This is a genomic window from Paenibacillus hebaui, assembly GCF_051934385.1.
Lineage (GTDB): Bacteria > Bacillota > Bacilli > Paenibacillales > Paenibacillaceae > Paenibacillus.
The window spans coordinates 582,732-602,919 of the sequence record NZ_CP196836.1 but is presented as its reverse complement, the minus strand read 5'-3'; the positions used below and the strand labels follow the sequence as shown (position 1 = coordinate 602,919).

Genomic DNA, 20,188 nt, shown 5'->3' with positions numbered 1-20,188 from the left:
CAAGCGATTATGGAACTAATTTTGGGCAAGTAAAGATAGTAATTTCATAACGTAAACTTTTCACTAATCAGTAAACAAGGTATAACCATGAATAGTGAGTTCAGGATCGTGAGGAAGAACAATGAAATTCTCCAATGACCACCCTATTTATTTACAAATAAAGAAAGAATTTTATCGGCGTATCTGTGCGGGAATTTTAAAGCCTGGCGAGAAATTAACTTCGGTTAGAGAAACTGCCATTGAAATCGGCGTTAACGCCAATACCGTCCAGCGTTCTTACAGCGATATGGAACGAGATGGTATCATCGAGAAAAGAAGAGGCCAAGGTTCTTATGTAACTGAAAATCAACAGGTGATTCAGCAGCTTCGTGACCAGATTGCACAAGAGCAAGTCTTCCTTTTTTATAACAACATGAGACAGATTGGATTTTCAAATGAAGAAATCAGTAACAAGCTTCTCGAAACTGTTAAGAAGGAAGGAAAAACTTAAATGCAACCCATGGTTGAATTAACAGGTGTAACCAAGCGTTACGGCAGCCATATTGTGATCGATAATCTATCCCTTTCTCTGCCTTCTGGCTTGATTGGTCTCATAGGACCCAATGGCAGTGGCAAGACTACGCTGCTCAACATGCTTGCAGGGCTTCAGCGTCCCACCAAAGGAGTTATCTCCGTAGCCCAGCAGCGTGTTTCACGCTTGAGCGCAAGCCACATTGCTTATATAGCGGACAGGCAAATGCTCTATGGATTCTATACCGTTGAGGAAACAATTGCATATGCTTCAAACATCTATCCCGACTTTAACAACCAGCAAGTAGCGGACATCATCGCACGAATTTTTCAGTTCGACCCCAAAAAGAAGGTATCCCAGTTGTCCAAAGGGAATCAGCTGCGCCTGCAAATTGCAATTGCCTTGGCACGCAAAGTACCGCTCATCCTGATGGATGAACCACTCTCCGGTTTAGATCCACTCATTCGTCAGGATGTCCTCAAGTTGTTCGTAGCCTGTACCGAGCTGGAGCAGCAGACAATCATCATTTCTTCTCATGAAGTTGCCGAAATCGAGCCTTATCTCGACTATGTCATTTTCCTTAACGAAGGCCAATTAAAATTGTTTGCCTCTACGGAGACATTGAGAGCAGAACGCGAGCTAAGCATGCTGGATATGATGAAGGAGAATTGTTTATGATTTCTTGGAAAATGTTGTTTTTAAAGGAAATTTACGGATCTAAACAATGGATTCAACTGAATATCCTTCTTTTAATCCTGTTGATTGTATACTCTTTAATCAGCAATACTACCGACACACGGCTTTTCATTTTATTGGGAATTATTCTGTTCCATGTTGCCTATCTGCCCTGTTGGGCCTTCTATTCCATCTTTAAAGAATTGAAAGAGCATACCTTTACTCATTGGCTCAATCTTCCCCATAGTGGATTAGTTCTTTTGTCAGCCAAATTTCTGTCAGGTCTTTCTCTAATGGCTGTCTCGCTCGCCATCAGTATGCTTACGGCCATACTCCCTGCTCTGTTTGGTTTGAATGCTCCACACGGGCTAGATTACGCTCTTGCCCTATGGGCAAGCCATAAAGTTGGATTATTTTTTCTTATAACAACCATATCGTCTATATTTGCAGGAGCACAAGTTATTCTTGCCTTCATGCTTGCTAAATCACTCCATACCTTCCGTATGCTCGCCGCATTCGGATTTCTAGCTTTGCTCAGCTTGCTTCAGAAAGTGATCAGCAGCTCTCCTTTATTGTTGAAATTGACTCAGTGGGGACCACTTTTCTCATCTCCCGCTGCAGATTGGTGGGGGCAGATGGCAGATCAACATTATGATATATATGTATTACTACAAGCTGTATCTAATATTATGAATTTGATGTACGTTGGCGTGCTGGTCATTGGACTCATTACTTCGATTCTGTTCTTATGGCTGAGCAGCAAACTGCTGGATAAATACGTTCATGTATAGGGGCTTCTCCTTCAACCAGCAGCTGACCAGAACGTTCATTTCCAAGTAAATCCAATCAAAGTAAAAGATAAACCCCCAAGAATGATATAATATCATCCTTGGGGGTTTATCTTTTGGGTTATATCTGACTGAAATAAGAGAGCCTTGTTAATTCACCGGCTTTGCCTTCGCCACGCTCATTCAGGAACTTGGTCAACCAGAAATACTTGTAGATCTGTTCCGGATCGTTTTTACACTGAAAAGAACCGTTGTAAGAATACAGCCAGCGATTGCACCACTAAATACAAGAAGTGTGGAGATTGAAACCCCGATGGACAGCAGCAGTGGTACAAGACCCGCTGAAAGCGGGTAGAGTCCCATTGAAGCTATCGTAAACAGACTCATTCCCCTCCCCAATTTGTCTTGCTCCAGGCTTAACTGAAACACGGTCAGTAACACCATATTGGCAATGGCTGATAACAGCCCCGTAAAAATGCTAATAACAATGGAGTAATTCAACTCCTTGGATAACCCTAAAGTCATAATTCCCACGCACAAGAGAATGAATGCTCCGTAAGCCCATACTGCCATATTCCCTTTCGGCTTGAGAACCCCGATGAGTACCCCGCCCAAAACACTACCGATCGCGAAGGATGTCTGAAGATACGTTAAATCAACTGTCGTGCCTTCAAAGACCGTCTTAACCAGTGTTGGAAAAGCAACCGATACCGGACCAGATACAAAAAAACTAGCAATACTAACAGTCAGAATGATCGATACTTTAAAGGAATCTTTCTTGATGTAAAGGAACCCTTCTTTAACTTCTCGAAACATAGAAGGCTTCCTCTCCTCTACCCTTGCAACGGCCACAGGTACACGCACCAAGATCAAACACAGTGCTCCTAACAGCAACAATACACCAATCACGGTGAAAGCGACCTCAAAAGATCCAAAAGCGAGCAGCAAACCCGCTATAACCGGTCCGAGCATCATTCCAAGCTGCTGAATAACCATGCCGATGCTGTTAGCGGTCCTGAGACTTTCCGTAGGGACAATGGAAGGAATGATCGAAGTAGAAGCCGGCCAGTAGAAGGCCTCCAGAACGCCGAACAATGCTGCGAATGTTAAGAGCATCCAAAAATTTAGTAGGTCGAAGACCACTAGGCCAGCCATTCCGAACAGTAATCCCGCACGTGTAAAGTCAGAGAAAAACATAATCTTAGATTTAGATATACGATCAGATAGTACGCCACCAAACAGCATAAATAGGACTCGAGGAATCGCGGTAACCATCAGCACAAGACCGAGCAAAGCCGGTTGATTTAGATGATCTACCACGTACCAGCCTTCAACGAGCATATACATTGGACTCGTAAAACTGGTAAATATGATTGAATACAGATAGAAGACAAACGTTTTGTTGCGCAAAACACTCCATCCTCCAGAATTCACCGTCTCCTCTAGTTTCTTTTCTGATTTTTCAGTGTCCATCCTCCGACTCCTTTGTAATTAGCCATATTATATTGCCTATCTCAACACACCGCCGGCTACTGATTCTTCTAATATTTGACTGTATTTTGTGACTAGCTGCTCTATCGTCTCTCTGTGGAACAAATTTTGATTGTAGCCGAACCTAATATGCAGCCGGCCCTGAAGTACGATGATATTCACATATAGCGAGAAAGGTACCGAAAATTGGGAATTGAACGAATTGCCAATCGTCTCTACGCATTGTATAATTCCCTCTTTCACTCCTTCATTCACCTTGCCATGATAATTAAAGCTGATCTCCGGCTGCTGATGTATTAAGCCACGCTTAAGCTCTGGCGAAGTGAGATATTTGAGTATACTGTGTCCAATGCCTTTATTAGGAACGGCAGCGATGTCCTTTTTGACTCGCTGCAGAGTTTGCTGCCAGTCGGCATTGGCTACTGGAATAGCGAATGGCGAATGGGCATTGAACCATCCGACCGTTCTCGTCACGTCAAGACCATCCAATATATCTTCGCGACCGTGCCTCTCTAGATTGACAAGAACATGCTCTGCTCCGTTCCACGATCGTACAGCGAGCCCTAATGCGCACAGCATAACTTGAAAAGCATCCGCTCGGCTATCTCGATCTATGTAACTGAATAAGCGATTTGAATCCTCCAGGGACCAAGCGTGAAGAACAACATCCATATCCTGTAGACTACAGAGAGCGTTCCCTTTTTTATCTTTGGGCAGAGGCTTGATCTTTGTCTGTTCAAGATTCAACCAGTAAGGCAATTGGTAGAGAAATGCCTCGGAATTGGCATATTCCGTTAACCCCCGGCTCCACTGCTGATAAGATGCCGTCTTCGGAGGAAGTTTCAGCTCCTCGCCAGACTTTGCCTGATCGTAGGCAACTATAAAATCCTCCATCAAGATATTGGCTGAGATATCATCCATCACAAGATGATGAATAGAAAGAACTACATATTCCGTTTCATCCGTTAGAAACATCGCTGCCTTGAGCAATGGCCCTTGTGTAAGATCGGTCTCAGCATTAACCCGGTGGACGTGTTCAGTCATTTTAGATATGGCATCCTTCGTCCGGGTCAAGTCTACAGTTTGGAAAGAAAACAGTCCCTCTTCCGCGATCTCACGATTACACTGGCATATACGTTGCTCTTGTCTGAAAACGATTCGCAATGCATCATGATGCTCCACGATTTTCCTCACAGCCCGCTGCACGGCTTCCGTTTCCCAGCCCGATTTATTTTCTAGAACAATATTAATATGCATGTCATGAATGACGTCAAATGCAGTCTCAAACAACCAGTGCTGAATCGGGGTCAACGGAATCTCTCCGGCTACTGTATGTGAGATGCTACTCGGCAATACTTCCAAACATAATGAAAGCTGACTAATCGTTGGGTACAAATATAATTGTTTCATTGATAATTTCCATTGATTATGAGCTAGCTTAGCAATGACCTGCATTCCTTTGATCGAATCACCACCAATTTCAAAGAAATGATCATGAGCCCCAACCTGATCTAGTTGCAGAACCTCTTGCCATACACGGGCCAATTCCTTCTCCAGTGGCGTAGATGGTGCCTCGTATCCACTGCGCTCCTGCATCATCTCGGAAGGAGCTGGCAGTGCCCTGCGGTCCACCTTGCCGTTCGCATTTAATGGAAAAGCAGGCAGTTCTATGATTGCCGATGGAATCATATACGATGGCAGTTGCTCCTTCATCGCTCCCCTTACCTTCACTGCGACTCCATCCACTTCGTGCTCCACCACAATGTATGCCACCAGCCTGCGGTCTTCGGTCACATGCACGATGACTTCCTTCACCTCTGGATGACTGCTAATTGCAGCCTCCACCTCTCCCAGTTCAATTCGGAATCCACGGATTTTCACCTGATTGTCCAGTCGGTCGATGAATTCCAGATGACCCTCTGGCAGCCAACGCACCAGGTCTCCTGTACGGTACAGGCGCTCCCCGCTTCGGAATGGACTCTCCACATATCGCTCCGACGTCAGTTCGGGACGATTCAGATACGCTTGTGACACGCCCTCACCACCGATATACAGTTCTCCTGGCACTCCCTTGGGTACCAGTTTCATCTCGGCATTCAGCACATACGTCGTCGTATTCCCGATTGGACGACCAATCGGCACACTTCCTCCCCGCAACGCTGCCTCGTCTACCTCATAGGAGGTCGCAAACACCGTCGTCTCTGTGGGACCGTATACATGCAGGAGCTTGCCCTCTCCCAGTTGCTCCACAGCTTTCCTCACATGTTTAATCGATGCCTTCTCGCCCCCAAACAGGATCTTCCGCAACTGCTTCAGGCATGACAGCTCTGACTCCACCAGCGCATTGAACAGGGCCGTTGTCATGAATGTCACCGTGATGCCTTCCTCCCGGATGACTGATGACAATTCACGAGCATCCAGCACAGTTTCCTGCGGGATCACTACCAATCTGGCACCATGGAGGAGCGCCCCGTATATCTCAAAGGTTGATCCGTCAAACGCTGGATTGGACAACTGCAGCAATCTGTCCTCGGGATAAATGCTCAAATACCCGTTATTTACGATAGTTCGCACCACATTGCGATGCGTCGTCAGTATCCCTTTCGGTTGCCCTGTCGAACCTGAGGTGTACATGACATAGGCTATGTCCTCTGAGGTGCCTCGCGGAGTCAGATTCGTTCCATCCAGCCCCTTGATCTTCTCTTCCTCCGCGTTCACACATTCAATTCCCGTCATATACGCATGCATGCGCCGCCCAAGCTCCTCTGTCGTCAGCAGTGTCCGAACGTCGCTGTCCTTCAGCATATATGAGATTCGCTCCGCCGGATATTCCGGATCGATCGGCACATACGCTGCTCCCACCTTCAGTACAGCCAGCAGACTGGAGTACAGAACCGTTGCACGTTCCAGACATACCCCAACCCGATCTCCAGGCTTCACCCCCGCTTCCTCCAGGCGGCGTGCCAGTCTGTTCGCGTGGGTATTCAGTTCTTCGTAGCTAATCTTCTTTTCTCCTTGCACGAGCGCCGTCTGCTCTGGCCACAATGCGGCCTGCTGCTCGAACAGCTCGTGCAGCATACTGTTCCGAGGATATTCACATTCCGTGCGATTCAGTACCTCCAGTAATTCCTCCCTTTCCTCAGCAGACAGGATAGACAGTTCCCCCAACAGACGATTAGGATTAGATGTGATTTGCTCCAGCAAGTGGATGAACTTCTGTATCATACGAGATACAGTGCCCTGTTTGAATAACCCAGTACAGTACTCCACCATAATGTGCAACTGCAATCCGTCTGTCACTGTCCAACTCATATCCACCTTGGAACTTTGCCATTTGTACGGCTCTTGAGTGATGGTCAATCCAGGAATTGCAAATTCAGACATATCCATATTTTGCAATACAAACATGGTGTCAAAGAGAGGATTGCGGCTTATGTCTCTTCGTTCACCCAGACTCTCGATTAACTGATCAAGCGGATAATCATCATTCTCATAGACATCTAACATATGCTGATGTACCGCCAACAGGAAGTGTTCAAACGTTTCATGTGGTGACGTCGATGTACGAATGGCTAGGGTACGCACAAACATTCCGATTACCGGCTCCAGTTCAGCGGACGAACGTCCTGCAACGGTTGTGCCAACTACAATGTCTGATTCGCCGCTATAATGGTACAACAGTGTATAATAGGCTGCGAGCAAGGTCGTAAACAGAGTGACACCTTTCTCTGACGCTAGTGCACGAAGCTTTTGACTAAGCTCTGTGCTAAGCATGTGTTCATGCAATTCTCCCTCAAATGATTGGATCGCAGGCCGAACGAAATCCGTTGGCAGCTCTAATCGAGGAATCTCCCTGTTGAACTGGTTTAGCCAATAGATTTTCTGAGTATGGAACGCTTCCGATTGGCGGAAGCGTTCTTCCCAAACTGCATAATCCTTGACCTGCAGCAGCAATGCTGGCAGCTCCCTCCCCTGATAAAGCTCTGAAAGCTCCTGGATCATCACCCCCATCGAAACACCATCTGAAATAATATGGTGCATATCAATTAACAACAGCTGTTCCTCTACCCCAGCAAAAACGAGAGTGGAACGAAATAGCGGGGCTTGAGCCAAATCAAACGGTTGGACGAACTTTGCAGCGACGCTCTCCCCCCCTTGATGATTCTCGGCTTCAAGAAGCTCCAATTGAAAAGCTACTGTCTCTTCAATATGCTGCATAAGTTCTCCCTCCACCAGCCGGAAGGATGTCCGCAACGATTCATGCCGCTGGATCAGAGCTTTAAACGCTTCTTCTAGTCGGATAACATCCAGCTTGCCTTTGATTCGAAGCATAAGAGGAATGTTATATGCAGTATGAACGCCATCCAGTAATTGGAGAGCATATAATCGCTTTTGAACAGAAGTAACAGGGTAGTAGGGGCGCGGAGCAACCCGCTCAATGAACTTCTCCTGCCCGCTTGAAGCCACCTTCTCTAAATGTGATGCCATCTCTCCAAGAATAGGATTTGCAAACACAGTTCTCACCGAAATCTGTAGTTGGAGCTGCTTCATGATGCGGGAGACAAGCATCATGGCCTTCAACGAATGTCCTCCCCGCTCAAAGAAATGATCATGAATCCCAACCTGATCTAGTTGCAGAACCTCTTGCCATACACGGGCCAATTCCTTCTCCAGTGGCGTAGATGGTGCCTCGTATCCACTGCGCTCCTGCATCATCTCGGAAGGAGCTGGCAGTGCCCTGCGGTCCACCTTGCCGTTCGCATTTAATGGAAAAGCAGGCAGTTCTATGATTGCCGATGGAATCATATACGATGGCAGTTGCTCCTTCATCGCTCCCCTTACCTTCACTGCGACTCCATCCACTTCGTGCTCCACCACAATGTATGCCACCAGCCTGCGGTCTTCGGTCACATGCACGATGACTTCCTTCACCTCTGGATGACTGCTAATTGCAGCCTCCACCTCTCCCAGTTCAATTCGGAATCCACGGATTTTCACCTGATTGTCCAGTCGGTCGATGAATTCCAGATGACCCTCTGGCAGCCAACGCACCAGGTCTCCTGTACGGTACAGGCGCTCCCCGCTTCGGAATGGACTCTCCACATATCGCTCCGACGTCAGTTCGGGACGATTCAGATACGCTTGTGACACGCCCTCACCACCGATATACAGTTCTCCTGGCACTCCCTTGGGTACCAGTTTCATCTCGGCATTCAGCACATACGTCGTCGTATTCCCGATTGGACGACCAATCGGCACACTTCCTCCCCGCAACGCTGCCTCGTCTACCTCATAGGAGGTCGCAAACACCGTCGTCTCTGTGGGACCGTATACATGCAGGAGCTTGCCCTCTCCCAGTTGCTCCACAGCTTTCCTCACATGTTTAATCGATGCCTTCTCGCCCCCAAACAGGATCTTCCGCAACTGCTTCAGGCATGACAGCTCTGACTCCACCAGCGCATTGAACAGGGCCGTTGTCATGAATGTCACCGTGATGCCTTCCTCCCGGATGACTGATGACAATTCACGAGCATCCAGCACAGTTTCCTGCGGGATCACTACCAATCTGGCACCATGGAGGAGCGCCCCGTATATCTCAAAGGTTGATCCGTCAAACGCTGGATTGGACAACTGCAGCAATCTGTCCTCGGGATAAATGCTCAAATACCCGTTATTTACGATAGTTCGCACCACATTGCGATGCGTCGTCAGTATCCCTTTCGGTTGCCCTGTCGAACCTGAGGTGTACATGACATAGGCTATGTCCTCTGAGGTGCCTCGCGGAGTCAGATTCGTTCCATCCAGCCCCTTGATCTTCTCTTCCTCCGCGTTCACACATTCAATTCCCGTCATATACGCATGCATGCGCCGCCCAAGCTCCTCTGTCGTCAGCAGTGTCCGAACGTCGCTGTCCTTCAGCATATATGAGATTCGCTCCGCCGGATATTCCGGATCGATCGGCACATACGCTGCTCCCACCTTCAGTACAGCCAGCAGACTGGAGTACAGAACCGTTGCACGTTCCAGACATACCCCAACCCGATCTCCAGGCTTCACCCCCGCTTCCTCCAGGCGGCGTGCCAGTCTGTTCGCGTGGGTATTCAGTTCTTCGTAGCTAATCTTCTTTTCTCCTTGCACGAGCGCCGTCTGCTCCGGCCACAATGCGACCTGCTGCTCGAACAGCTCGTGCAGCATACTGTTCCGAGGATATTCACATTCCGTGCGATTCAGTACCTCCAGTAATTCCTCCCTTTCCTTCACTGGGAGATCCAGCATTCCAATGGCTTGCTCCGGCTGGTCGATTACCTGCTCTAAAATCGAGACGAACTGTTTCAACACGGTTTCAATATGTTCATAATCAAAAGCAACTGCATTGAAGGTGCACTTTAACACGATGTCACGACCAGGCAGCACAAGTAAGTTGAAGTCATAATTTGTCTGCTCGAAGGTGTGGGCATCCACGATGGTAAAACCATCATCTTCCTCCTGCCCCTTAGCCGAATCAGGTTCGAACGGGTAATTCTCAAAAGCCAACAGATGACTGAATAATGCCTTAGAACAGGAAGTGCCTGATTGAATGTCCGCCAACGACATGTAGCTGAAAGACTCAGATTCTACTGCTGCGAGTTGAAGCTTCTCAAGCAACGCGGCGAAGTTATCATTCGGAGAGCATTGTACCCGCACAGGCACTGTATTAATAAATAAACCTACAATTTGTTCAACGTTTGGAATAGCAGCCGGTCTGCCCGAGACAATAGTACCAAATACGGCATCACTGGTATTATTATAACGTTGCAAGAGAACACCCCACGCGGCCTGAATCACCGTATTCAGTGTCACCTGATAACGCTTTGCCAGCTCACTCAGCCCAGTGGAGATATTAAGGCCGAGATGACGCACCATATCCTGCATCTTATAACCAGTTCGTGCATCTGTTGGCCGCTTCAGCGGAAGCTCCGATGGCTGTTCAAACCCCGACAGATAAGAATGCCAGTAATCCTGGGCCGTGACCGGGTTCTGTTTTGCCAGCCAACGGATGTACTCACTATATGGGGGAGCTGTCCCTTTCACCTCATATAACTGCCCTTTTACCCGTTTCCTGTACATGGCGAAGAAATCGTTTAACACGATACCCAGACACCAACCGTCCATAATAATATGGTGGAAGCTCCAAATCAGACGGTAACGTCTTTCTCCTGTTTTATACAAGACAAAGCGAATCGGCAACTCGCTCGCCAGATCAAACCCTCTCAAGCGCTCCTGCTGTTTGAATTGTTCAATCTTCATTTCGATATCCCGTTCGCCAGTCAGGTCTACAAAAGGAATGCCTGCTGTTCTCTCCTTTAATACAACCTGAACAGGTTGTTTAACCTTTTCATAGACGAATACGGTACGGAACACCTCATACTTCTGAATCAACTGCCGGAAGCTTCCCTCCAATTCTGCATGCTGCACGACTCCTTCAAGAGAAAAATCAATCTGTTCAAAATAGGACTGACTTCCTTCATCATGTAAATAATGAAACAGCATACCTTGCTGTAGCGGGGATAGCTCATATACATCTTGAATATCCTGCTTTTTAAACATTCCTATCACCCCAAGACTTATTGTTTTGACGGTACAGTGAACGAATACTAGACTTTTTCTCTTAAAACATCAAATATATCATCCAATTCCTCAAACGAAAGCGAGTTAGCCGAATAATCGCTCGGTGTCAACTCCGTCACCTTTTGTTGGATGCAATACTCAATAATTACGCGAAGATAGTAAGCATATCTCTCAGCCAACAGCTTGATCGTTGATTCATGATGCCGATTGCGATTATATCCAAACGTCAGGAGCAACTTGCCCTGTTTAACCATGCCGTTGATAAGAAGAGCATAAGAACATGTAGTCGTTGGACTTGCAGCTTCCCCCGTCAATGCAGACGTGCCCAAGCCTTCATCCTGGCCTTTTGAAAATTGCCCCAAATAGTTAAAGCTAATCTCTGGCGTTTGTTGTAGGTGTAACCCTTCCGTCTTTTTCTCAGAAGTTAAATACTTCAATACACCAAATCCGATTCCCTTATTCGGAATCTGCCGCAGTGTCTCTTTAACCTGCTTGATCGCTTGTGATAAATCCTCCTTGTTGGAAGGAAGATGCAGAACAACAGGATATACGGATGTAAACCATCCAATTGTGCGAGTAATGTCAATATCGTCAAACAATTCCTCTCGTCCATGCGCCTCCAAATCCAGGGCTATCTTGTTCTGTCCGACCCATTCGCCGATAGTAAGTGCCAGAGCGGTTAATAACAAATCGTTAATCTCTGTCTTATAAGCATGATGGGCTTCAGTTAGCAGCAACGTCGTTTCCCTTATCGTGAGCTCCAACGTAACCATCCCACTGTCTGCTGCATGATATGTCCTCGAACCCTCTGTATCTGCCGGAAGCAAAGGGTAAGATTGGCCGATTACCTCAGACCAGTAAGGGATATCCCTCAGCAGCTCCTCGCTGTTTGCGTAGTTGGTCAGCCTTGTTGCCCATTCACGATAAGAGGTTGTTTTCGTCGGAAGCGATGGTGATTGCCCAGCAATTAGTTCATCATACACACGTTCAAAATCATCAATTAGAATTCGCCATGACAGCGCGTCAACAACGAGATGATGAATAATGATGAGCAGATAATCACCCTCTGATGTACGGAATAGACCAAGTCTGACAAGAGGCCCCTGTTGAAGATCAAGGGATCGGTGCAGACGATTGGACTCCTCCTGCATAATGGAACGCTCATCTCCCCGCTGTGCCAGTTCGAAAATTTCGAGCTCTAGCACCGCCTTGGATAGCCCTTTATTAACCTGCTTGACCTCTTCGGCCGTTTGTATATAACTCATCCGAAGAGCATCATGATGAGCCATGAGATACTCAAAGGTAGACTGAACAGCCTCGGGATGGTATCCTTCCGGACGATGCAGTATCATTTCTTGGTTCCAGTGATTCGGCTGTGCAAACTGCTGTTCGAAGAACCAATGCTGAATTGGGGTCAGACATACCTCTCCCTCCACCGTTCCTTGCTCTGCTGTAATGTGCAGGGGCTTGATATACGGAGCTACTTGGCGAATGGTCGGATGACGGAACAACTGCCCCACCTCAAGCTTCAGCTCATCATTAAGCAGCCTTGCTGAAACCTGAATCGCTTTAATCGAATCTCCCCCTAATTCGAAGAAATGATCATGTACACTAATCTCTTCACGATCAAGTACATCCTTCCAAACGCTGACTAGTATACGTTCAACCTTCGTTTCAGGTAGAGCGTAATTGTCTGTGTTGGTCAGTTCCGGTGCAGGTAGTGCCTTACGATCCAACTTACCGTTAGCTGTCATAGGCAATACATCCAACCTAATGAATTGGGCTGGAATCATAAAACTGGGTAGACTGGCTTCAATCGACGTTCTAACTGCTGACATATCCAGCTCTGTCCCAGCAACGATATAAGCGTACAACGCGGAATGACCTCTTTGATCAGCTTGAGCGATGACTGCTGCTTCTCTTACACCTTTCAATTGAATGAGCTGATGCTCGATCTCTCCCAATTCAATTCGATGCCCCCTGATTTTCACTTGATGATCAATTCGGCCGATGTAATCGATTGCTCCATCTGCCCGCCAACAAGCAAGATCGCCCGTTCTGTACATCCGCTCACCCTGTTCCGCCAGATCTTGAACGAAACTGTCCCGGGTGCGTTCAGGCTGGTTCAGATATCCACGTGCCAGACTTTCTCCAGCAATACATAATTCCCCTGGAACGCCTATCGGTTGCAACTGATTATGATGGTCTACAATATAGATCCGATTATTAGCAATCGGTTTACCGATCGGTGGACTTTCATCAAATCTTTCAATGCTATGACTTGTTGCAACGACTGTATTCTCAGTCGGACCATAATTATTGACAATACGATAACCCCTGTTGCGAACACGATGCGCACGATCACCACCAATGAGCAACAGACGCAGTGAACGGTTGTCTAGTTCCATAAATTGCTCGGCAAGCTGTGTAGGCAGAAAGCTAATTGTAATCATATGTTCTTCATAGTAACGATTCAGCTCCACGATATCGTAGCGAATTTCATCCGGGATAATATATAACGCTGCTCCGGCAATAAGATAAGGGAATATTTCCCATACAGAAGCATCGAATCCAAAACCCGCATATTTTGTGCTCCTGTCTTCTTGGGTTACTTCAAAAGCGCGATTATGCCAAGTTGCCAGATTTACAAGGGAACGGTGTTCAACCATGACCCCCTTAGGACGACCTGTGGAACCTGATGTATAGATGATATAGGCCAAATCATTCGATTCAGCCGGAGCTTGTGGAGATAAACTGCTCTCATCTTCGAATGTATCTTCCCAGTCTAATACTATAACTTCGTCAGTGTAGCCTGATGGAACTTCTAATTCGGATTGCACAAGAAGGACCCGTGTGCCGCTATCTTCCAACATGTACGCAATGCGATCTGGAGGATAAGAAGGATCGATAGGCAGAAATGATCCTGAAGCCTTGAGTACACCTAGAACACCGACAATCATATCCACTCCAGGCTTTGCGATAATACCCACAATATCCGAGCAAGCCACTCCCTTTTGAAGCAACAGATGTGCTAGTCGGTTGGCACGCTCATCCAGTTGTTGATACGTTATAACATTGCTGTTGCAGACAATAGCAGGACGGTTCGGCACAAGTACAACCTGTTCTTCAAATAATTGATGAATTGCCTTATCTCGAGGATAAGGCTCCGAAGGCGGGTTGAAGTCCTCCAGCAGTTGTCGCTTCTCCTCCAAAGTTACAAGTGCAAACTGGCTAATAGGCAATTCCGGTTGAGCTGCTGCCTGGTAAAAAAGTGTCTGTAGATGTTGTAATAACTGGCCTACCCAGGTCTCGGTGAAAACGGACTTGTTAAAGCTTACTTTCACAGTTAATTCATCACCAGGTAATACCAGCACATTCAAATCATAGTTTGTCTGGCTGAACGTGCTCGAATCTGTGATTACAAAGCCAAGTCCTCTGCTGTGCGCTTCAATTGAGGCCTTGTCCAGCGGATAATTCTCAAATGCAACGATATGATCAAACAATCCGCCTGGCAGCAACGATATTGCCTGAATTTCGGATAAACTCAGATGCGTGTAAGGTTCAGCGGAGGCGCCCGTCTCCTGTACCCTGCGAATCAGTTCACTAAATGTGTCATTCCCCCTGCTTTGAATACGGACAGGAACTGTGTTGATGAACAGTCCTACCATGGATTCTACTCCAGCCAGGGTGGGTGGTCTGCCAGACACAACACTACCAAATACTACATCCTCCGTGCGATTGTATTTTTGAAGCAAGATTCCCCAAACTGTACGAAGCACAGTATTCAGAGTGACCTTGTTGCTCCTCGCCAAAGCAGCGAGGTCGGCAGTTAATTTTGAGTCCAGTCTCCATTCGACCTCAGCTGGCTCGAAAGGAGCCTCGTCTGCCTGTAACCCTTGTTGGGGAATACTGGTCATTTGCTCAATACCTTGCAGATAACTTTGCCAGAATTGTTGTGCTTCAGCACTGTCTTGCTGCTCCAGCCAGCTTAGATACTGCCCATACGACGGAACATGCTCCATAACAAGTGCCTGAGACCTTTTCCGCTGTTGATACAACTCAAATAACTTGTTGAGTACGATGCCAAGACACCAGCCATCCATTAAGATGTGGTGGAAGCTCCAGATGAGGCGGTATTGATTCGCCCGCTGCTTAACCAGCGTGAATCGAAGAAGCACATCACGTGATAGATCAAAGCCTAGTAACCGATCCTCTGCTTTCAAATGCTCGATAAATTCCTCTTGCTCGTGTTCGTCAAATCTTGTACTATCTATAATCTTGAGCACTGAACGGCGTTCCTTCAATACTACTTGCACCGGCCGTGACAATCTCTCATATAAAAATACAGTGCGGAATATATCATATTGAGCAATAAGTCCATTCACACTTTCTTCTAGATAGATAGGATTAATTTCGCCCTCCAGTGCAAAATCAATCTGTTCAAAGTAAGCTTGACTATCCTTATTCCTCAATTGATGAAAAAGCATGCCCTCCTGCATAGGAGACAGATAACGAAGTGCGGTAATCTCTGGTTGCGAGTATGAAGAGGAAATAATAGCAAGTTCATTTAAGGCTAAATGTTTTAGCCCATAATCACTCGGTGTCCACGTCTCCTTCGCAGATTTGCAATGATCCACGCATAATTGCAGCTGATTCATATAACACTCTACAAGACTATTAATTGTATCGTTATGAAAACGTTGGCTGTTATATCCAAACTGAATTTCAAATCGTCCATCTATAACCATTGCATTGATTTCCAATTGATGTGACATCCGAGAAAGGGGACTAACCAAATCCCCGAGCGGTAGCTCGGCATGAACAAAACCTGATGCTTGCTCCGAATTAAATTTCCCTAGATAGTTAAAACTGATCTCAGGCATAAAGTCAGGCAACTCTTGTCCCGCTACCGACAAGTAACGAAGAATACCATATCCGATCCCTTTGTAGGGGATACGTCTAACAATTTCCTTCACCGATTGGATGGCTTCAGCCATCCCTTGATCCGGTTCATTGGCTAAGATCACGGGATACATGGATGTAAACCAACCTACAGTACGACTTAGATCAACCCCATCCATCACTGTTTCCCGTCCATGTCCTTCCATATGTAGCGCTAGTCTATCCTGACCTATCCATTCTTTGAGTGCCAGCGACAGGGCTGCGAGCAGAATATCATTGATCTCCGTATGATAGGTGTGATGTACCTCGGTGAGCAAAGAATTTGTCAGGCTGGAGTCAAGATTGGCAGTCACTAGAGCATAATCACGGTAAAGACAGTCTGTTGTCCCTTCAAAATCCGCAGGGAGCGGCTGGATGACAGTGCTGCAGACCTCCTGCCAGTAAGCTAGCTCTTGCTTGGCTGAATTACTTTCGGCATAAGCATGCAGTTTGTCAGACCACACTTGATAGGAAGTCGTTTTGGGTGGCAGAGTCAACACCCTGTTGGCAATCGCCTGATCATAGACAGTCTCGAAGTCCTCTAGCAGGATCCGCCAGGATACCCCGTCCACTACCAAATGATGAATCACAAGCAGAAGGAAACTAGCCGAATACGTATCAAAAAGTGCTGCACCTACAAGCCGTCCGTCTGCGAGATTTAGATTTCGCTGCAAACGATTTGCTTCAGCTTCCATTCGTTCAAGAACGAGCGAATCATCCTTCTCCTCTATCAGATCGATATGTCTCAGATAAGGTTTTACATCCTTGATTGCCCGATTAATCTGTCTCCTCGCTACCTGCCCGTCGTTTATCTCTACCACGAATTCCATACGCAGGGCATCATGGTGAACCAGAAGCTTCTCTAAGCTTTTATGCACTGCCTCCAGGTTCCAACCTTCCTTCCTAGGGAGCAGCATCGCCTGGTTCCAATGGTCCGGGGACTCCATATTTTGCTCGAAAAACCAATGCTGGATCGGAGTGCATTCAACCTCACCCGTAACCTCCGCCTGACTCTCTTCTGATTGTGACATTTCAATATGCGGAGCCAGACCAGCGATGGTGGGGTTTTGAAATAAGTCTTGCATATGAAGCTTATACTTCTTTCGGTTAAGTCTGGCGGCGATCTGAATCGCCATAATCGAATCGCCCCCCAATTCGAAGAAGTTATCATGAACACTCAGCCGTTCAAGACCAAGCACTTCTTTCCACAAAGCGACCAATTGCTCCTCCACCTCCGACAGTAACTCTACAGCTTCATTATCGTTTACTGCTGGCTGGATTGGCTCAGGCAAGCTTTTCCGATCTACTTTACCGTTCGGATTAAGTGGTAATGAGTCCATCATTACAAAAATTGAAGGGACCATATACTCAGGGAGCATGTCTTGCAAGTAGCGGCGCCACTCTGTTGCATCCTGATGAGCAAGCTTATGTTCTGGTACAATATAAGCGGCCAACTGCTTGCTGTCAGTCACATGAATGACCGCTTCCTTAACGGATGGGTTCTGACTCAGTACTGTCTCAATCTCACCAGGTTCGATACGATAACCACGAATTTTCACCTGATTATCCAGTCGACCCATAAAGATGAGGTTTCCGTCAGGCAAGAAGCGAACCAGATCGCCGGTCCGATAAAGTCGTGAATCTCCTATTCTCTCCGGAGCGGTTACGAACCGTTCCTCCGTTAAATCCGCAAGGCCGTAATATCCTTGGGCAAGTCCGTCCCCACCGATGTATAACTCACCAGGAATCCCCGGAGGTACCGCCTTCATCCGGGAATCAAGCACATAAACATTCGTATTCATAATGGGACGACCAATCGGGATATTTGTTCCCTCCCAATCGGGCGGGATGCTATAACAGCACGTAAAGGTTGTGTTCTCAGTTGGACCGTACCCGTTAATAACTTCAATATCACCCAACTCTAGCACCTTACGGACATGCGGCACGGACAAGACATCACCGCCCACCAGTAATTGCTGGACGCCGCACAGTGCCTCCAACTGATGATCTACAACAATGTTGAACAGTCCAGATGTAAGCCATAGAGTGGTTACCTGGTAATCTCTTATAGCTTGAGCAATCTGTTCTACTGTTGGGGTTCCCGGCGGCATAATCGCAAGACGGCCTCCGTTAAGCAGACTGCCCCAGATCTCGAAAGTGGATGCATCAAACGCAACCGGTGCCAACTGCAAAAATACCCGACTTTCATCAAATGTCGCATAGTCATTTTTGTGGACGAGCCGGACGACCCCGCGATGCGTGACACTCACCCCTTTCGGCATGCCTGTAGACCCGGACGTATACATCACATAAGCTATATCCTGCGCACTACATGCGTGCAGAGGAGTAAAGCTTTCTTCAGCTTCAATCCCTTCTCGCTCGCCATCAACACAAAGGATACTCTGCCCCCGCACGGGTAGCATCCCAGTGGTATCCCGATGTGTGAGTATATGCGATAAGCCCGCATCGTCCAGCATGTATGCGATCCGTTCTTGGGGATAGCTGGCATCGATAGGGACATACGTTGCCCCCGTCTTCAAAATAGCAAGTAGGCCAACATAGAGATCAACGGAGCGTTCCATCGCGATGCCAATAAGGCTTGATCGTTGAACCCCTCGCTTTAACATGTAGTTCGCCAATTGATTGGCCCGCTCGTTCAACTGGCGATAGGTAAGATGCTCATTCCCGCAACACAACGCCGTATTCTCAGGGGTGCGATCTGCCTGTTGTTCAAACAGTTCCTGAATGGTGCTTTCCCTAGGATATTCAGTAATCCGACTCCCCAATGCCAAAAGCTGCTTTTGCTCTAATGCAGTTATAATCTCTAGCTCTTCAACATGAATATCCGGACATTCGACAACCTGTTCCATTAGATGAGTAAGATGACGGCTCAGATTATTCATTGCCTCCTGCTCATATACAGCCGGGTCGTACGCAAGCTTCACAGTCATTTCTCGACCCGGCATCACAAGAACATGTAGCGGATAATTAGTTTGCTCATAAACATCTAGCTCGTTAATAACAAATCCCAGTTGTTTCGTTCTATCCATCATTAGCTCATCAAGTGGATAATTCTCGAACACGACCACATGATCGAACAAAAGACCGGACACACTTGCTTGCTTCTGAATACTAGATAGAGATAGATAACCGTATCTACCCGAATCCATCGCATCCCGCTGTACTCCTACCACCAAATCTTCAAAAGTTCTATCCTTAGAGCCAATTCGAACCGGAATAGAATTGATGAATAACCCAACCATCGTCTCAATTCCCTGTATCGCTGCCGGTCTGCCTGAAACCACTGTACCGAACACCGCTTCATCGCTATTGTTATATCGCATCAGCAGTATTCCCCATAAGGCTTGGAAAACACTATTTAGTGTTACGTTAAGACGACTAGCGAGACGGCTTAATGAGAGAGTCGCCTCGGCATTCCAAGTGAAGGAAAGCTGCCCTTGACTTGTATGCACTCCGCCTTCTTTGCCTACGTATGCAAGTCGATCTGGGATTCCTGTCATCTGGTCGAAGCCTGTTAAATAGTTAGCCCAGAATGCAGCAGCCTCCTCCTCCTCCTGACTGGCAAGCCACTCAATATAGCGACTATATGGAACCTCCATCCCAATCCTCAAGGGCTGCCCAAGCAATCTTTGCTGGTAGAATTCCAGCAAATCCTGAAATAATATGCCAAAGCACCATCCATCCATCAAAATATGGTGATGACTCCAGATAAGCACCATCTTGTTCGCAGCTGTCTTTAGCAACGAAAAACGAATGAGCAAGTCGCGTGACAGATCGAAGCCTGTTTGACGATCCCGTAGCTGGAAGTTCTTTATATAATGTTGTTGATCCTCTGTTGTTAGATAAACAATATCCTCACAATGAATACTAGCCGTCCGTTGTTTCCACACCAATTGCATCTGTTCAGCCGATTGCCTGTAGATGAAATTGGTTCGCAGGCTGTCATATTTTTGAATCAAACCATTGAGGCTTTCCTCCAGGCAAGTCGCATCAATTGCTCCGTCAATGAACAGGGTCATTTGTTCAAAATAAGCACCGCTTCCTTCATCTTTTATGTAATGAAACAGCATCCCTTTTTGTAGAGGAGACAATTCATACATATTCTTTATGTTTTTCTGGTTCAGCACGTAAGCACACCTCTTTCACAATATTG

At 46.9% G+C, this 20,188-nt stretch carries 6 protein-coding genes; 3 read left to right on the top strand and 3 right to left on the bottom strand.

Going from position 1 to position 20,188, the window contains the following annotated elements; all coding sequences use genetic code 11:
- The first annotated feature begins 121 nt into the window (after window positions 1-121).
- The 3 genes from ACR32F_RS02700 to ACR32F_RS02690 are packed head-to-tail and all read left to right on the top strand — an operon-like array spanning window position 122 to window position 1,977.
- A complete protein-coding gene (locus ACR32F_RS02700; RefSeq protein WP_427052130.1) occupies window positions 122-490 on the top strand; it encodes a GntR family transcriptional regulator in 369 nt (122 codons plus the stop codon).
- Window positions 491-1,189, top strand: coding sequence for an ABC transporter ATP-binding protein (locus ACR32F_RS02695; protein ID WP_440115903.1), 699 nt, complete (start codon window positions 491-493; stop codon window positions 1,187-1,189).
- Complete coding sequence (locus ACR32F_RS02690) at window positions 1,186-1,977, top strand: hypothetical protein (protein ID WP_440115901.1); 792 nt, start codon at window positions 1,186-1,188, stop codon at window positions 1,975-1,977. Before ACR32F_RS02695 ends, ACR32F_RS02690 begins: the two co-directional genes overlap by 4 nt.
- Window positions 1,978-2,169: 192 nt before the next feature.
- On the opposite strand, the gene ACR32F_RS02685 is transcribed toward ACR32F_RS02690, so the two are convergent.
- Genes ACR32F_RS02685 through ACR32F_RS02675 form a run of 3 tightly spaced genes read right to left on the bottom strand, consistent with a single transcriptional unit; the run spans window position 2,170 to window position 20,162 of the window.
- Window positions 2,170-3,447, bottom strand: a complete 1,278-nt coding sequence (locus tag ACR32F_RS02685; protein WP_440115899.1) for an MFS transporter — start codon at window positions 3,445-3,447, stop codon at window positions 2,170-2,172.
- A gap of 36 nt (window positions 3,448-3,483) precedes the next feature.
- The gene (locus ACR32F_RS02680) at window positions 3,484-11,052 is read right to left on the bottom strand and encodes an amino acid adenylation domain-containing protein (RefSeq protein WP_440115897.1); all 7,569 of its coding nucleotides are present in this window, start codon (window positions 11,050-11,052) and stop codon (window positions 3,484-3,486) included.
- A gap of 47 nt (window positions 11,053-11,099) precedes the next feature.
- Window positions 11,100-20,162: an amino acid adenylation domain-containing protein gene (locus ACR32F_RS02675; protein ID WP_440115895.1), complete on the bottom strand. Its 9,063-nt coding sequence runs from the start codon at window positions 20,160-20,162 to the stop codon at window positions 11,100-11,102.
- Window positions 20,163-20,188: the final 26 nt, after the last annotated feature.